The sequence below is a fragment of the Aureliella helgolandensis genome (assembly GCF_007752135.1).
GTDB classification, from domain to species: domain Bacteria; phylum Planctomycetota; class Planctomycetia; order Pirellulales; family Pirellulaceae; genus Aureliella; species Aureliella helgolandensis.
This window is the reverse complement of sequence record NZ_CP036298.1, coordinates 2,557,264-2,574,055: the sequence shown is the minus strand read 5'-3', so window position 1 is coordinate 2,574,055 and position 16,792 is coordinate 2,557,264. Positions and strand designations below refer to the sequence as shown.

The window sequence follows — 16,792 nt, the reverse complement described above, 5'->3', positions numbered from 1 at the left end:
CATCCAACCGCAGTCAATTGCAAAGAGCGAAACGTATGTCGCAAACGCCGAATGAGTCCCAGGCAGGATCTCCAGTGAGTCCGCGTTGGCGTGCGGAGCAAGATGCCCCAACGACTTGGCGGTCGATGCTGCTGGTCCGCGTATCGAAACTCTTGCTGCTCGCGTTCCTCGTTACCTCTGGCACGACGCTCGGTCTGCTGTCGCTTCTGAGCGTCAAACCAGTAACGCTCTTCTTTCCAGCCTGGATCATGATCGAAACCGATCAATTCAGTGGTGACATAGGCCCCGTCGCTGATGACCAAGTGGCACTCGAGGGATGTTTCCCTGAGCATGTAGTTCGCACATCACTCGATTCTCCCAAACAGCACTTCTTTGCCCAGCTACAGCAATTGCAGCTGGTGGATTCGGATACCCCCATCCTATTTTACTTCTCAGGGTGGGGCAAAGTAGACTCTGAGACCAATGTCTCACTGCTTCTCAACCAGCATGGCAGCCAGTCCGCCGACAATCGCATGAAGCTTTCCGATCTGCTCCTCAAGTTCAAGGCGTGTCCGTCAACGCAAAAGCTGTTAGTGCTCGACATCGCTTCGTTGGGGCCAGCCACCGTTCAAGAGCAGCAAGCACATGACTTGTTTGCGGAGGTGGAACGTGAGGTTGCAGCTTCTAAGGACGAACACCTTGTCGTGATCACCTCCTGTTCCGCAGGACAACAGCCTCAATTAATCTATGCTCCCCACCGGTCCATTTTCGGATTTCAATTCGAACAAGCCTTGAAGGGTAGAGCCGATGGATTCGAAGGTCAAACTCCCAACGGTCGAGTCGACACGCGAGAGCTTGCAGACTACCTAACAACGATGGTTGCGAACTACGCGCAGCAAGCTGGCGCCTCGCCACAAACTCCCCGTCGGCTGGGTGCCACCTCGGATTTCGATTTGGTCACCTACTCTACGAACGCCTCTCGAACGCCCAACCTGTTCAGTACGAAGAGCGGCAGTACTGCTCAACAATCCAACTCCGCAGCCAAGCCTCAAGCCCCCTCTGCAACCAAACTCGTTGCAAAGACCAACACTGGGGACACTGCGGACACTACTGCGCCGACGCCGGCCCCCCCTCAGTCACAGAAACCGGCACAGCACTCAACCGAATTAACTCATCCGGAGTATCCCACTTGGCTGATCGCCGCTTGGCAATCGCGAGACAATCTCGTCGCCAACCAAGCCTATCGCATCAACTCTCGTTTGTTAATCGAATACGAGAAAGCGATCTTAGACGCAGAGAACAACTGGAGACGAGACACGCTGGCGGAATGGATCGAGCCCAAACTTCAGCTCGACCTCTCCAAAATTCTCGACTCCTATGCAACCGAGCGAGATTCGCTCACGGACCCTGTGCTTCTCTTAAGCAATCCACCATTTGAACTTGCAGTCCAACTAACGCCGCCAGCCGCAGTGCCGGCATCTCCTGACGCGGCCGGTGGACCGCCGCAGCCTGCCGGAGCCCAGAGTTCTGACAAACCTCCCCAGGCTTTATCACGCTCACAACTCATGGACGCTACCGCCACGCTATTAGCCGCCATCGAAGCCGTATACACAGCCGGTCCAGAGCCACAGATTGCCGGTAAGATCTCAAAGCTAGTAGATGCCTATCTCGCCAAGACATCTGCGACTCCCACAGAGAAAACAACCGACGCTCTGTACGATTCTGTCTGCCAAGCCGCAAATTTGCATCCTCGTCAGCTGAGCGTTGTGGCCACAATCTCAGAAGCATGCGCTAGTAAGCCGCGTGGGACGAAAACGGCAATTTTGGTTACATTGGCTCAGCAAACTGCCGGGGATTCAGATTTCCCATGGCCGCTGCAGTATGTCCAAGATACGCTGCGACTCATTGCAGGAGACTCCGATGGCACGACCGAGCAACGCGTTTGGCCTTGGCTGGCCTCCCAATACGCACAAGCCGCAAATGAACGCTACGTTGTAGAAACGCTCTTCTGGCATCCTGCATTTGTGTCGCACCAATACTTTAAGAAACGGCTGGAGTCGGCCAAACAACTTCAAAGCGAATTGCTTGCCCAGTCGACCCTGCTGCAGAGTGCATTGGACCATATCACCCAAGCCCATTGGGTCCTTCCACAATATTTCCCCATACTCCACTCCCACCCTCACCGATTTGAACTGTGGAAGCAAGCATTGGAGGCAACGCTTGCTTTGGAAGAGAGTTTAAGTCTCCCTGACTCTGCACTGCGTAGCCAGGAAATCCCCATCACTCCCAGCCGTCAGCGGCGGCTCAATGATGCGATTGCTTCCGCACAAACTTTGGAGCGATTGCTGGGAGAACTCAGCTCCGTCTACTCGTCGGAAAACGTCGCTCAATTGGCTGAAGCCAGTTCGAAGCAAACCGCCGACACCTCGGTTCTAGCGGAACTACGCAATCTGCTTTCCACTAGCCTTCTCGAGACGCAGGATCGAGTGACGCTCTTCCATGCTGCCATCTCGCTATCGAAACGCTTGCACCACTCAGTTTGGAACAGCGAGAAAAGTGAGGCGTGGAACGCACCGCCGAAATTCAGCCTCCCAGCAAACTCCCTGCAGCGCGAAGTCGGACTCATGTACCAGCAAAGTCTTGCGACGTTTCAACCGCAGGCTGGAAATTCTTCCACCGGTCATAGCAAACCTAAGAACCATCCAAGATCGATGGAGTCGGACGTCGCCACACGCTTGCTGCTCGCGCAACACTTCTGGGCAAAGAGAGCTAGTATTTATCTGCAACTCTCCCAGGATTCGCCGCTCGCCGAGCACTATGCCGGCCTGGCGCAACGCTACCGCCGAGCCTCCAATGCTCCCTCGACTCCTCCACTCGTCGTAGCGGGACAATCGGCAAGCCCGCCACTCAGCCAAGAGACTCCCCAAGCAACGCTCCAGATTCCCTACATGGTCTCGGCACCGCACCATGTGACGTCAGCTCCCGCAAGTCCTTCAATTTCCGATTCACGGGCTACCTTGCAAGTCGCATGTTTACCTCCGACCAATTCTGAGTTGATCGCTCACCCATCCGTTGAGACCATTCGAGTGGCACCCGGTAGCTCTTCTTCACTACGGCTCAAAGTTGAAATCGGCGATTCTCCAGCTACGCCCCCTGGAGTATCACCACAAGGCTTCTTTGCGGAGATCAAGTTATCCGGCGCAACCTATCTCCATCGCGTCTCTGTCCATTCGCAACGAACGATTCAATCCCTGCGTTTACTCTTGACGGCGGCGGGCAAATCGGAGCCGTTGAATTCCCTAGATCTGCGTCCATCAGCGACACTGCAGAGCTATCAGTTGCAATTGCAAAACTTAGAAAGTCAAAAGCGAGTGGTGAAGATCGTGATGGGTGCTACCGCTATCCCCGTCACGCTCGGCCCCCTGCAAACCATTCCGATTCCCTTCACCGGCAAACGTCCCAAAACCGCTGACGAATTCCCCGATCTGGTCAACCCGCTGCATGTCCAAGTCCTGGATTCGGAATCGTCGAAAGTCCTCACCTCGGAAACCTATTCGATCAAGATAGCGGCACCGAGGGAATACGTGGAAATCCTGTCAGCCAGTTTCACACCGTTTGCGCAATCGCGGAATCGATTAGAAGTTTGGCTGCGCGGCCACGAAATTCCTGCCGGTCCTCCCTGCACGGCTGAACTCCGATTCCATTCCGACAGCATGCCGGGATTTATCTCCGTGTCTGGAGGCAAGGTTGAGACCGAACTGCCCACCGATGGCAGTCCAACTCTTCTGTACGCAGAGAATTTGCGGTTCGACGAAGTTGTAAACGAAGCGGGGCGATTCGAAATCGCGATCGATGGTGTTGCTAGAAGCTTTCTGTTCGAATCCACCTTCGCTTGCCAAGGGGGCCCTACCACTCCTCGGCTAGTCACCCGTCCGCAAATTCAGATCAAGGCCTCTGAGCGAAGGCTGGCCGGTCCTGAGTTTCCAGTCAGAGTCCAGGTAGACAACGCTCCAATCGATGCTCACCTCGACCTGAGCTTTGCCAAACCCAATTCCGAAGGTGCGCAACCCGACCTTCACGTCGCGCTTGCGAGTCCTCAGAAGACGCGTATCGGCTTCGTGGCCTTACCGGCTGGGGAGCTGCTGTTCAGCGTCTCCTGCCAGGACTGGGACCTCAAGCTGGACACCACCAATCTTGTCGGCCGACGCGACCTAACTGCAAATTTGGCACTCGGAGCCAACAGTCTCGCCCAGCAAACGCTTCCCATCTCTCTTGACAACCGACCTCCCGATTCGGTGCGATTCTCAGAGCTCCCTTCTCGGGTGGCTGCAGGCACTGAACTTAACATCCAAGTTTCCGCTGAATCCCCTTTAACTGGAATCCAAGCGGGGGAAGTCTTCCTCGGAGAAATGAAGGACGGCAAGCCCCCGGCTGGCGCACCCGTAACGCAACTAGTATCCACCGAGGATGTTTCCAGCTGGACAGGTCAGATAGCAATACCGAAAGCTCTAGGAACCGTGCAAATATCTGCAATCGTGACTAATGGCGCTGGCTTAACCACGGTTGAGACACAGTCCATCGACGTTGTACCTGCCAAGGAACTGGACGTCGGTAACATTGCGGGCCAAGTCTTCGAAGGTGTGATCCGTCAACCCAATTTAGAAGTCATCTTGCTGGGCAAGAAGAACCAGCTGGTTGCCAAGACGAAGACACGCTTTGATGGGCAATTTGAGTTCGAGAGTATTCCAGCTGGCCAATACACGGTGCATTCCAGCAAACCGGCCAATGGTCGCAAAGGGGGATTGATCGTCAACGTAGCTGCGGGACAGACTGCCCGAGGAGACGTCTCCCTGTCCCTGTAAGCCGGCGGCTTGCAGGGCTGGTGGATCCGCTACAGGAGGATCAGCAATATTGCGATGCAAGCCACCATCGATACGCTCACATATCCCAGGATCGACCAACGGCGGCAATCTCGGTCATGCAACAACGCCTCATCGGTCCACTGAACATCATTCTGCATGTCCATCAATTGGCTGACGATACCAGCCGCAAAGCCTTGCTCGCTGACCGTATCGCGTCCAGTGGCTGCCAAGTAGCATCCGCGGAGCAACTCTCCGGGCTGTTGATTGCCCAAGAAAGCGCGTCGAATGAGACGTTCCAGATTGCCGCTTCGCTGATGAATGCTGTACATGAAGTGGTAGAGGCGACGATTGCAAGAGCTAGCCGCATCCTGAGAGGTCCCGTTGGAACGCTCGGTTTGAAAAAGTCGGTTGATCAAAGGAGGCACCATTCGCTGGCAAAGCCACTTGATACCGTCCGAGATCATGCGATCCATGTCGGACGCATTGCAGCTCGGTACGCAAGGAAATTTCACACCTAAGCGGCGATGCCTCTGCTGTTCTGGAAAGCGGTCAAGGACATCGAGCCCTCCCTCTTCGTTTTGGATATCACAAATGACCGCCACGCGTGGCGCTCGAATTTGCAGCGAATCGGTAATCGCCTGCAAGTCGTACTCAATCAGCATCCCAGCGTGGTTTGCAACGGCGGAAGTCTCCGTGGCCGCCAATGGAATGAGCGTTACAATTCCATTAATTGGGCAATACGGATAGCGAGCCTGCTTGATCAAACTGCAAAGGTATTTGAGTTGCGCATTCGTCTCTTGAATCTCTTGAGCATCTTGCAACAATCTCAGTCGCTGCTTCAGCGCCGGTTGGTAGGTCGGCGATGGGCTAGCAGACGTGGCGTTCGTTGGCCCGTCTGCTGGTGCAGGATCTCCGAGCAAGTCGAGATGCGTCTGCAGGGTTGTCAGTGCTTGCATCCGATCTTGGCTACCGGCCGGGAGAGGCTGCTGCATTTCTAGCAGGGAGGGTCCTGCCCCCTGCGGTAGACTTCCGTTCGGCAAGGCGGGAGGTGTTCGTGACGATTCCACGGGATCGGCTCCGACGGCCGCTATGCTCAGCCCCTCGCTTCCGGTTGCCTCAAATTCAGCCGGACACACGGGCTCGGTGGGGCGCACTGCAGTCCGGCCCCTCAGGGCACTCAAACTACCGATGTTGGTTTCCTGCTGCGATTGGGCAATCAGATCTGCTTGCCGCCCCAGCAAGGAAGTCTCCTCACAGCATACATAGATGGCTTCCCTCCCCGCATAGATTTGCACCGGCATCTCAGAGTCTGGCGACGTGCAGGCAATCGCACGCTCTACTTGCCCCGCGTTGAGGAAATTTGCCGTACCACCCTGTGGCTTGCCAATTACTAAGAACAAAGGCGTGTTCGTGGGATCAATCTGCGCATTCTCTAGGGACGCCAGTGCCCGATTCCACGCTCGGAAGATAGCTGGATATGCGGCCGCTGGTTGCTGCGACGAGGACAATCGGAACATCCACCAAGCGATCCAGCTTAACGCATATACCTGCAAAAAGACCGCGGGTAGCCAATACTGACGCATGGCCGGGATTGGCGTTAGCAAGAGGGCATCCAGATGCAGCTTGATATTGAGGTAGGCTAACCCCAACACAATCCCTACAACACACACAAAGTGCAGGCTCCAACGCGCGATGCGCTGGCTTAAACTTGCCCCCTTCTTATCCAGAAACGGGAGGGCGAGGATCGCGCCTAGTTGCTTCAAATGAGAACCGATTGCTTGAGTGATCCACTTCATATTTCTATCAGTTCTCTAAACGTTGCTCAAAGGGGAAAGCCGACCGTCACGGTCGACCGTCTCGGAAGCGGAGCGCGGCAGTATTTGCCTAAACTTGCTTCGCGGTTGTTGATCTGCGTGTACTCAAGACTCCGTCCCTCAGCTCTAGCGGCCTACTCTCCGTCAATTGCCAATAGTCAATCGCCAAGTCGATTCATGAATGCAAATGCGATGAGAGGTATGATGACGAGCGTCGCGATCCAACAGGAAACCGCCATCCGATTGAACATGGTAGCACCGCGCAAGGGTGGCGCATTATCGAAATGATTCACTTCGGTCACATACGGAAATTGAATTTCCGAAACGCTTCCTAAACGCAACTTCGCTTGCTGGCACCACGTCCGCAGCTTGTCAGGTTGGTCCCGCAGTTCGCCGCGGAACCCAAGACTTGCACACAGATAGAAGCACTCAAAGGCGCTAAGCCCCGCGCGAGTCTGCGCCAATCGAGCCTGCTCCCAGAACTTCCAGGCGCGGTCGTTGGTACCGTATAATTGCGACTCTAGCTTGTTTTCGTTCCAAGCTTGTTCCCACTGGGGGCAATTGGTAAACAGCTCGTCTAGCCAACATACCAGTCCGTACCGTACCCCCCAAAACCGATTGGTCATTCTTCCGGGCGTCGCACTGAGATCAGTAGCCGTATGTAGATTTGCCGGTTGTTGGTCGGATCCGAACTCGGCATGCAACTGCGACTCATCTTCGGACAGGAGCAGGTCCCTTAGTCGCGATTGTTGATACTCCAAGTCCAATTCGGCTCCCGCATCGATTCGGGACTTAAGACTTAGGCCGTATTCGATTACCGGATGCACGATATTAGAAAACGCATCGTTCATGCTGGCACCACCGCTGATTGCAAGGTCTACAGGAATTACCGTGCCTATCTCATGCCTGCCAAACCAACAGTCATCGAATACATAGACGGGATACTCTACATCACGCTAAGTACCTGGCGCTGCAATTCAGCAAGTCTGCGCTGAATGCATTCTCACCGTGACCAGTAAAAGCCCTACAGTCAGCTCAGTGCACAGAATGAAACAATTTTGTTTGACTAGCATCAACTGCGAGTTATGTTTCCTCACCCCCGAGAAGCTTTCCCGTTTGCCTAAACTTTTTCGATCAGAGAAACATGACGGAATCCAGCCAGCTCATCCGTTTCAACATCGAAGACCTGCTTCTTCCGATTAGCGAGTCATCACCCAGTGGTGATCCTCACATTTACTCCCGAGAACTTCGCGAACCTCTGCTGAATCTCCGCAGACCGGAAGTGCCTTCGGGCGATGCAGACATGTCCTTCCGACGAACCCCGGATTGGCAAGCCATCGTCGATACGGCCCAAACGGCCCTCGCCACGCGCACCAAAGACATTCGTTTGGTTTGCCATATCATTGAAGCTGAAACTCGACTGAATGGTTTCGCGGGCCTAAGCACATCGCTGGAAATCCTGACCGAACTTTTGAGCGAATGCTGGGATCGGTGCAATCCTCCCCTAGAAGAGAACGATGTCGACAGTCGCATCTCCCCCATGGAGAACATGCTCGATGACTCAAGTCGCGGCATCTGCTTCCCCATTACCGTCCGCCAACTACCACTATTGGGCGCTGGCGATCAATCCATCTGTTTTCTGGACTTCCAGTCCGCGCTGAGTTCGAACGAGGCGGAGAAACAGGCCACTTTGGAAGCTGCAGCTACGGCCTCCACGTACGAGACGCTTAAACAGCGCTCCGAGGAGATCCAAGCGGCGCTTCAGCGATTGCAGGAATTGAAAACCACGCTGGAAGCCAAAATCGGAGAGCAAGCGCCGGGGTTCACCTATCTTCGCACCGCTCTTGAAGATTGTAATTCCGTTGTTTCGCGATACTTAGCAAAAACAGAACCTGCTCCCGTGCCCATGGAGGCAAGTGACTCCCCTTCGGTGGATGGATTGACCGACTCTACGGACTTAGCTTCCGTAAACGGCACATCGGGATTTGGCGCGGCCATAGCAGTGGCAGAGTTAGGTACAGAAACACACACCGTCTATCGGCTACGAACACGTGATGATGCATATCGGCTTCTCTCGGAAGCCTCCACGTTTTTGCAGTCCCTTGAACCACACAGCCCTATTCCTTACATGGTAAATCGGGCAGTGGACCTCGGACAACTTTCGTTTCCCAATCTGGTTACGAAGCTTGTCCGTGAAGAGAGTATTCTGAATGAACTACGTCGTGAATTCGGAATTCCAGAAGCTTGCTTAGAGCAAAATGAAACCGCGAATTGACTCTTGATCACCTCGAGTTCCTTCGTACTTTTTGTCAGTATCCATTCGTTCTTTGATCAGGAGCAATTTTATGAGCGAGAGTCTTCAGCACAAACTGGATCGAGTCCGCCGTCCGCGCGTGCAAATCAGCTATGACGTAGAAACCGGTGACGCACTAGAAAAGTGCGAATTGCCTTTCGTCGTAGGTGTCATGGCCGATCTCTCCGGCAATCCCAAAGAAGCCTTGGCGCCAATGAAGGAACGCAAATTCGTTCCCATTGATCGTGACAACTTCAACGAGGTTCTTTCGAAATCGGACACCCGCGTTGCAACGCGTGTCGCCAACCGTCTGACGGACGACAATACAGAATTGCCCGTCGAACTCTCCATCAAAAACATGGAAGACTTCGAACCAGCCAACATTGCTAAGCAGATCCCAGCGTTGAACGAGTTGCTCGACATGCGTGGCCAATTGGCTCAACTGTTGAACAAGCTCGAAGGTAATGACAAGCTTGAATCGCTCTTAGCCGACGTGTTGAACAACAGTGACGTTGCCGGAGTTCTGGCATCGGAAATGGGTGTCGAAGTGAGTGAGCCCGAGCCTGCACCAGCTGGCTAGTTGGCTGCGGCTGCAAGGCCATCCTCACTCGCGAATTGACTATTCGGGGCACTTTTGCCCGTACCATCATCTCAATACAAAACCCAAACGGAGCTCAACATGTCGTCAGAACTACAAGAACAATCGGATGCAGGCGGTGTCGCAGTCGAGGACGCCTCGCTACTAGACCAAATCTTGGTCGAGACCCGTGCTATGGACAGCACAGAACGCGATCTCAATCGCACCTACATCGAAGAATACCTGCGCAAGGTTACCAGCGGACAAGCGGTTTCCAAGGATGTTATTGCGAACATCAACTACTGGATCGCCAGCATCGACCAAAAGCTATCTTCCCAGCTCAATGAAGTAATGCACAGCGAAGCCTTCCAGAAGATCGAAGGCACCTGGCGTGGCTTGCACTATCTGGTGCATCAGTCGGAAACGGGATCTTCCCTCAAGATTCGAGTCATGAACGTCGCCAAGAAGGACCTGCAGAAGGACCTGGAGAAGGCGATTGAGTTCGACCAAAGCACAATCTTCCGTAAGGTCTACGAAGAGGAATACGGCCAACTTGGTGGCGAGCCTTACGGCCTTCTAGTGGGTGACTACGCATTTAGCCGCTCGGCAGATGACATCAACCTGTTGAAGTTGCTGTCGAATGTAGCTGCCGCAGCTCACGCTCCATTGGTATCCAGTGCTGATCCCAAACTGTTCAACATGAACGAGTTTACAGAACTGGCAAACCCTCGCGATTTGGCCAAGATCTTCGATGGCGTTGAATACGCCAGCTGGCGTTCATTCCGAGAATCGGAAGATTCCCGCTATTGCGCAATCACCCTGCCACACGTGCTCGGCCGCCTACCCTACGGAGCAGAATTCAAGCAAGTTGAAGAATTCAACTTCGAAGAATTCGTTGATGGCAAAGACCACGACAAGTACCTCTGGATGAATTCAAGTTGGGCTTACGCTTCGCGAATTACCGATGCATTCTCGAAGAGCGGTTGGATGGCCAACATCCGTGGCGTTGAGGGCGGTGGCAAGGTTGAAGGCCTGCCCGTTCACACGTTCCCAACAGACGATGGCGATGTGGCCATGAAATGTCCAACCGAGATCGCCATCACCGATCGTCGCGAATTCGAACTATCCAACCTCGGCTTCCTGCCACTATTGCATGCCAAGAATCACGACTATGCAGTGTTCATGGGTGCCCAGTCAGCGCAAAAGCCGAAGACCTACTTCGAAGCGGATGCCAATGCCAATGCCGAACTGTCGGCGAAGATCAACTACCTGCTGTGTGTATCTCGCTTCGGCCATTACCTCAAGGTGATGGCTCGCGACAAGATTGGCTCCGGCATGGAACGCTTCGAATGCGAGCGTTGGTTGAATAATTGGATCGGAAACTACGTCTGTGATCCTGAAACAGCTGGTGAAGAAATGAAGGCCCGCTGCCCACTCTCTGCCGCTTCGGTTGAGGTCACAGAGATTGAGGGTCGTCCAGGCTGGTATCAAGCAGTAGCCCATCTGCGACCTCACTTCCAGTTGGAAACGTTGACCGCATCGATGCGTCTGGTCGCTGAAGTCCCACAAAAGGCTTAAGCCCCTCGAGACTAGTGTACTTAGTCCACCTACATCTAAATTTCCTATTCGCTCCGATGTCTATCCGACATCGGAGCGCGACCTCTCTCAATTACCCCGGTTAGCTTAGCTACATTCCATTTAAAGGACACGATAATGTCAGTTGATTATTTCTTGAAGATTGATGGTATTGACGGCGACTCGCATGACGACAAGCACGCCAATGAAATTGAAATCATTTCCTATGACTGGACTGAATCCCAGAACGGTTCCTTCGCACAAGGCGGCGGGGGCGGAGCCGGCAAGGTCCACATGGAAGCATTCAAGTTTGTCATGCCCACGTGCAAGGCAACTCCCAAATTGATGCTGTTCTGTGCCAGCGGAAAGCATATTCCTTCCGCGACTCTGAACTGCCGCAAAGCGGGCGGGGACCAACAGGAATTCTACTCCATCAAGATGAGCGAGATCGTCGTCTCCAAATTCCGTACGATGAGCCATCCCAGCAGCGATAGCGTGACGCAAGACGATAAGGTCGAGGGCCGGCCTACCGACGAAATCTGCTTCAGCTTCGGTAAGATCGAGTTTGAATATAAGCCACAGAAAGCCGACGGAGCGTTAGACACTCCCGTCAAAGCTGGCTACAACTTGGTCGCTAACAAGACCGTCTAATTGTCGCTTTAAACGCGATCGATCGCCAATGAGCTCAGCCCATTGGCGATCGTCCGTTTAGGGCCTGAGAATCTGGGTCTGGCTGCAACACCTCCTCTCCCCCAATCACCGCCCCACCTCCGTCTCCCCTTCTTCCTTGCGAGCAATATGTACGGACCAGCATCTCAAGCGATGGTACCCTCCGTTTTGGATCGATTGGTCGATGCAAGCATGTATCATGATTCCAACGCTTGGTACGACGAGAAGGAACTCCTGGCTTCTGTCCAGCGCGACTTGGAAAATCTACTGAACGCCCGACAGACCAATACGGCCACGCTCAAGTATCCCAAGCTCAACGAATCCATTATCAACTTTGGGCTGCCCGATGTATCCGGCTTCGATATGGAGACCCCCGCTTCGAGAGCACGGTTCTTCAGAACGGTGGAATCGGTCATCCGTACTTTCGAACCGCGTGTCTCCGACGTGCAGGTTGCCTTTATTGAGAGTTCCGAACAAAGCCTGACCAAAATGCAGTTTCGCATCAACGCCAAACTGAAAGTGGATCAGGCCCGCGAATTTGCCTTTGACACAACGCTGCAGTTGAGTACGGGGCACTTTCACGTTGAATCGGAAGTCGACACGCGATCCCCCAAGCTCTAGCCCTCCCTCGTTCGACAAGAAACATTGCCATGAGCGATACGCTGTACCGATACTACGAAGACGAGCTAGCCAGCTTTCAACAGGAATCGCGTGAGTTCGCGGAACGCTATCCTTCCGCTGCTGGTCGTCTGCAAATCGATCAAGGGCAGACCGCTGATCCTCATGTTGAACGCCTCATCCAGTCTTTCTCGTTCCTGAATGCCAGGATTCGGAAGAAGCTCGATGACGATTTCCCAGAATTGACCGATGCACTTTTGTCGATTCTGTATCCTCACTTTATGGCGCCGATCCCCGCGATGACGACGCTGCAATTCCACGGTGAGCCAGCTAACTTACAAGCCAGCGGGATGGCGATCGAGCGTCATAGTGCACTGCACACGCAGCCCGTCCACGGTTTGCCATGCAAATTCCGAACCTGCTATCCTGTCGAATTGTGGCCTGTGGAGATCGAGAATGCACAACTCGTTTCCGCTCCGTTTGCCGACGATCTTGATCTGCCTAGCAATGCGATGGCAGCCCTTAAGTTGCAGATCAAATGCACCGGCGGGATGCGTTTTGAAGATCTCTCACTGGAGAAGCTACGACTGCACATTGACGGCGATTCTCGCCTTGTGGGAAAAGTCCATGAAATGCTGCTCAATCGTACGATTGGAGTAAGCGTCCGCGCGACGCACGACACCGCAGGAAAAAGTCAAATTCAATTGGATCCCGAAGAGTGTCTGTTTCCCGTCGGCTTCGAAGCCGAAGATGCGATTCTCCCCTTCCCCAAAAATTCGTTTGTTGGGTTCCAACTCCTCAGCGAGCTATTTTCCTTTCCCGGAAAATTTGCCTATGTCGACCTAGGAGGTTGGCAACAGGTGCGAGAGGCACAACTTGGAACTCAAGTCGAAGTGACTTTCTATTTGTCGGAAGCCCAAGAGCGATTAGAACGCGAAGTCAATCGAAACACTTTTCGACTTGGCTGCACACCGGTGGTCAACCTGTTCGAACGGATCTGTGAACCAATTCAGCTATCGCATAAGGATTATCGCTACAAGATCGTTCCCGATGTCCACCATCCCAAAGGCATGGAAATTTACTCAGTCAATACGGTCAAGAGTGCCGACCCGCACGTGGATCGCGATCTCAAACCGTTCTATTCATTCCATCGTCCAGGTAGAAGCAATGCGACCGAGGCGTACTGGTTTACCACTCGCACCAGCTCTTTGATCGCCGGTGATCTGGGTACCGATGTTCACCTACATTTGGTGGACCCCGACTTCGACCCACATCTTCCCGCCGAAGCAGCTTTGACGGTAATCGCTACCTGCACCAATCGCGACCTACCGCTGCAATTGCAGAGTTACCACGAGCGACTCTCCTTTGAACTGGAATCCGCAATTCCATTGCGAGGAATCACCAACCTTCAACATGTCACTTCGCCATTGAGAGCTCCCATGCGACGCAAGGCGCACTGGTCCTTGGTCTCTCACCTAACGCTCAATCATTTGTCGATTACCGATAGCGATGAAGGTGTAGAGAGTCTTCGTCAAATGTTGAGACTCTACGATTTCTCCGATTCCAATTCCAACAGCAAACTCACGGCGGTCAATCGCCAGATGGTGGAAGGCATTCTCAGCGTCTCGAATCGCAGAGTGACGCGTCGTATTGGCAAAGCCGATGAAAGCGCTTTTTGCCGCGGTCTCGAGATTACGTTGGAACTCGATGAGGAAAAATACATTGGAGTGGGCGCATTCCTGTTCTCGTGCGTGATGCGACATTTCTTCGCCAAATATGCATCCATCAATTCCTTTACCGAATTGCTCGCCAAGACTAAGCAACGCGAAGCACCGTTGCGACATTGGAGCCCATTGCTTGGAGCGGAACACTTATAATGGACAATCCAATCCCCTCAATCAGCCCTTCCCTGTTGAATGCAACTCCCTTCAGCACTTCAGGGATTGCACTAGCCAACCGTCGCACTCCCCCCAAGACCATTGCACAAGCACTGTTTGAAGATGGCTGCGACTTTGACTTCTTTCAAGCTGCGATGCTGCTGGAAACCATCTACCCAGAGCGAAAGCGCATCGGTGAAGTCAGTGAATTTGGGAAACCAGCTGCCGTCAAATTTGCCGCCCATTCCACCTCTCTGGGCTTTGCCTCAAGCGCCATTCATTGCATTTCCCCCGCCACGACCGAGCAACCGCTTGCTAAGATGACGGTTGGCTTTATGGGGTTGACCGGCCCTGCGGGCATTTTGCCCGATCACTATACCGAGCTGTTGCGGCGCATCGAAATCGAAAGCCGCTCCGCGCAGAAGCACGCACTGCGCGATTGGTTGGACCTCTTCAACAACCGCATCATTGCACTTTTCTATTCAAGCTGGAAGAAATACCGCCCGTACACCTCCTTCCATCAAGCTCTGCAGCCTGTCGGGCAACATGAAACCGTCGATCGCTTTACGCAGATTTTGCAGAGTACTTTTGGTGTTGGGCTCCCTGCAGTGAGCCGGCAAATCAGCCACTTTTCTCTGCCGCGAACTCAACCAACCATCACGGACGTCATTGCAGCGGAACAACCGACGGGGACTCCTACCACCACCGTGCGGCAATCGCTGCTGCGTTATTGCGGCCTCCTTTCGCAACGGCCTCGTACGGCGGCCAATCTCCAGGCACTGCTGGAGGACTATTTCGAACTTCCTACCCAAGTTCTTCAATTGCAGGGAAACTGGCTCTCGATCGACGAGGAAGCTCAAACTCAATTGGGAGTGCTCGGGGGCAATTGCGTGTTGGCTGAGAATGCCGTAATTGGCAATCAAACCTGGGAGAGGCAAAATAAGATCGTCGTGCGCATTGGCCCTCTTACTTGGCAACAATTCTGTGATCTCATACCAGATCGTGAATCGGCGCCCCACAAGAACCAATTTGAGTTGCTCAGTGAATTAACGCGACTCTTTGTTGGACCGGAATTTGATTTCGAATTCCAGATGACGCTAGCGGGCGACGAGGTCCCCGAGTGCCAAGTCTCGGATGACGACCAGGCAGGGCTCCGCTTGGGTTGGAATACGTGGCTTCCGAGCGACGAACAGGTGGAGTTGGTCGACGATGCGACATTCGTCGAAGCAGCTTAACCGAATAGGGCGGTGATGGGTTTCCCGAGATCGGTGATTGGCACCGGTCGATCTCCGTCGTACAGATACTTGCCGTAATCGATCCCCAAGGCAGCATGGATCGTCGCGAAAAAGTCCGGCACACCTACCGGGCTAGAGACAATTTTTCTACCGAGCTCGTCCGTCTCGCCATAGGCTCCCGCATGCCTCAAACCTCCTCCTGCCAGCACACAGGTAAAGGCGGATCCCTGGTGCCCACGGCCACCGCCGCTGTCAAATTCTGGCGGTCGTCCAAATTCTGAAGTAATGACAATCAGGGTTTTGTCCAATAGCCGCTTGTCCTTCAAATCGACAATGAGTGCACTTACGGCTTGATCCATCTCTTGAATCAAGGCGTGTTGCTGGAGAATACCTTCGTAATGGACATCCCACCCAGCTCCATTTAGGAAATTCAAGTTATGGGAAACTTCTACAAATCGCACTCCGCGCTCAATTAGCCGGCGAGAGAGCAAGCAGCGTTGGCCGAATTCGCCGCCATAGCGATTCCGCAAGTCATCAGGCTCTTCTTCGAGCTTGAAGCAACCGCCGAACTCTGGGCCACTCAGTTTCAAACTCTGTTCGATAGCTGCCTCATAGTCCAGGATCTGTGGATCCGCTTGCCGCAATTGAGCAGACCTCAGCCTACCAAGCAGAGCGTTCCGCCGATCTTGGCGCACCGCAGTGATCCCCTCGGGACGTGACAGCCCAGCGGGCCCCTGACTCGTATCGGTCAGGTAGAGATACCCCGCCCGCGAGCCGAGAAATCCGGGGCCGCGCGTAATGTTGGGGTATCCAATCAAGACATAGGCAGGGGCCCCATCTGCGGCCGCGCCACGCTCATGTGCAATCACCGAGCCCAACGATGGGTAGACGACTGTTCCACTGACCGGCCTACCGGTGTGCATACGATTCGTAGCAGCAGCATGCTCATCAATCATATCGTGATTGACGGTTCGGACCGCAGTTACATGCTCCATCAAAGGTGCTAAGTTTTTTAGATGCTCACAGAGTTGCACACCGGGTACCGACGTCTCGATGGGGTCATAGTAGCCGCCCGGTGTTTTGGTTTTAGGATCACCTTTGCGTTTGGGATCGAAGGTATCGATGGCTCCCATCCCGCCTCCGAGCCAAATGGAGATCACATGCTCCGCTTGCCCTTTTAAGGGCGTTGACGCTCCCTGGCAAACCGGCCCCATAGCTGCGAACGCCGCTGCGGTGGTACCGGCCTGCGCTAAAAAGTTTCGGCGTGGAAACATACTCATAATCTTCTCTCAG

At 53.9% G+C, this 16,792-nt stretch carries 11 protein-coding genes; 8 read left to right on the top strand and 3 right to left on the bottom strand.

Annotated features, from left to right (window positions below; all coding sequences use genetic code 11):
- Positions 1 to 35: 35 nt before the first annotated feature.
- Entirely contained in the window at positions 36 to 4,841 is a 4,806-nt protein-coding gene (locus tag Q31a_RS09150) for a carboxypeptidase-like regulatory domain-containing protein (RefSeq protein WP_197356542.1), read from the top strand.
- A gap of 29 nt (positions 4,842 to 4,870) precedes the next feature.
- On the opposite strand, the gene Q31a_RS09145 is transcribed toward Q31a_RS09150, so the two are convergent.
- Positions 4,871 to 6,637, bottom strand: coding sequence for a type VI secretion protein IcmF/TssM N-terminal domain-containing protein (locus Q31a_RS09145; RefSeq protein WP_145076822.1), 1,767 nt, complete (start codon positions 6,635 to 6,637; stop codon positions 4,871 to 4,873).
- Positions 6,638 to 6,813: 176 nt separating this feature from the next.
- Entirely contained in the window at positions 6,814 to 7,506 is a 693-nt protein-coding gene (locus Q31a_RS09140) for a DotU family type IV/VI secretion system protein (protein WP_145076820.1), read from the bottom strand.
- Between the two features lie 293 nt (positions 7,507 to 7,799).
- Here Q31a_RS09140 and tssA point away from each other — a divergent pair, with 293 nt between their 5' ends.
- The 7 genes from tssA to tssG all read left to right on the top strand — a co-directional run bounded on the left by tssA (position 7,800) and on the right by tssG (position 15,499).
- The gene (gene tssA, locus Q31a_RS09135) at positions 7,800 to 8,930 is read left to right on the top strand and encodes a type VI secretion system protein TssA (protein ID WP_145076818.1); all 1,131 of its coding nucleotides are present in this window, start codon (positions 7,800 to 7,802) and stop codon (positions 8,928 to 8,930) included.
- Positions 8,931 to 9,000: 70 nt separating this feature from the next.
- A complete protein-coding gene (gene tssB / locus Q31a_RS09130; RefSeq protein WP_145076816.1) occupies positions 9,001 to 9,528 on the top strand; it encodes a type VI secretion system contractile sheath small subunit in 528 nt (175 codons plus the stop codon).
- 99 nt (positions 9,529 to 9,627) lie between these two features.
- Positions 9,628 to 11,103 carry a type VI secretion system contractile sheath large subunit gene (tssC, locus tag Q31a_RS09125; protein ID WP_145076813.1) on the top strand — a complete coding sequence of 492 codons (1,476 nt, stop codon included), beginning with the start codon at positions 9,628 to 9,630 and terminating at the stop codon, positions 11,101 to 11,103.
- A 135-nt stretch (positions 11,104 to 11,238) separates the two neighbouring features.
- Positions 11,239 to 11,751 carry an Hcp family type VI secretion system effector gene (locus tag Q31a_RS09120; RefSeq protein ID WP_197356540.1) on the top strand — a complete coding sequence of 171 codons (513 nt, stop codon included), beginning with the start codon at positions 11,239 to 11,241 and terminating at the stop codon, positions 11,749 to 11,751.
- A gap of 147 nt (positions 11,752 to 11,898) precedes the next feature.
- The gene (tssE, locus tag Q31a_RS09115; RefSeq protein ID WP_145076809.1) at positions 11,899 to 12,390 is read left to right on the top strand and encodes a type VI secretion system baseplate subunit TssE; all 492 of its coding nucleotides are present in this window, start codon (positions 11,899 to 11,901) and stop codon (positions 12,388 to 12,390) included.
- 29 nt (positions 12,391 to 12,419) lie between these two features.
- Positions 12,420 to 14,264 (top strand): type VI secretion system baseplate subunit TssF, encoded by a 1,845-nt coding sequence (gene tssF, locus Q31a_RS09110; RefSeq protein ID WP_145076807.1) that lies wholly within the window; start codon positions 12,420 to 12,422, stop codon positions 14,262 to 14,264.
- The gene (gene tssG, locus Q31a_RS09105; protein ID WP_145076805.1) at positions 14,264 to 15,499 is read left to right on the top strand and encodes a type VI secretion system baseplate subunit TssG; all 1,236 of its coding nucleotides are present in this window, start codon (positions 14,264 to 14,266) and stop codon (positions 15,497 to 15,499) included. The genes tssF and tssG overlap by 1 nt, the downstream gene beginning before the upstream one ends.
- Here tssG and Q31a_RS09100 read toward each other — a convergent pair.
- On the bottom strand, positions 15,496 to 16,779 hold the full coding sequence (locus tag Q31a_RS09100) for a DUF1501 domain-containing protein (protein WP_145076803.1): 1,284 nt from the start codon (positions 16,777 to 16,779) through the stop codon (positions 15,496 to 15,498). The two genes, tssG and Q31a_RS09100, sit on opposite strands and share 4 nt — an antisense overlap.
- Positions 16,780 to 16,792: the final 13 nt, after the last annotated feature.

Bases quoted from the DNA above. Each gene is read 5' to 3' on its own strand.
- Q31a_RS09150 (WP_197356542.1), top strand. From the start codon at position 36: ATGTCGCAAACGCCGAATGAGTCCCAGGCAGGATCTCCAGTGAGTCCG.
- Q31a_RS09145 (WP_145076822.1), bottom strand. From the start codon at position 6,637: ATGAAGTGGATCACTCAAGCAATCGGTTCTCATTTGAAGCAACTAGGC.
- Q31a_RS09140 (WP_145076820.1), bottom strand. From the start codon at position 7,506: ATGAACGATGCGTTTTCTAATATCGTGCATCCGGTAATCGAATACGGC.
- Q31a_RS09100 (WP_145076803.1), bottom strand. From the start codon at position 16,779: ATGAGTATGTTTCCACGCCGAAACTTTTTAGCGCAGGCCGGTACCACC.
- tssG (WP_145076805.1), top strand. From the start codon at position 14,264: ATGGACAATCCAATCCCCTCAATCAGCCCTTCCCTGTTGAATGCAACT.
- tssC (WP_145076813.1), top strand. From the start codon at position 9,628: ATGTCGTCAGAACTACAAGAACAATCGGATGCAGGCGGTGTCGCAGTC.
- Q31a_RS09120 (WP_197356540.1), top strand. From the start codon at position 11,239: ATGTCAGTTGATTATTTCTTGAAGATTGATGGTATTGACGGCGACTCG.
- tssA (WP_145076818.1), top strand. From the start codon at position 7,800: ATGACGGAATCCAGCCAGCTCATCCGTTTCAACATCGAAGACCTGCTT.
- tssF (WP_145076807.1), top strand. From the start codon at position 12,420: ATGAGCGATACGCTGTACCGATACTACGAAGACGAGCTAGCCAGCTTT.
- tssB (WP_145076816.1), top strand. From the start codon at position 9,001: ATGAGCGAGAGTCTTCAGCACAAACTGGATCGAGTCCGCCGTCCGCGC.
- tssE (WP_145076809.1), top strand. From the start codon at position 11,899: ATGTACGGACCAGCATCTCAAGCGATGGTACCCTCCGTTTTGGATCGA.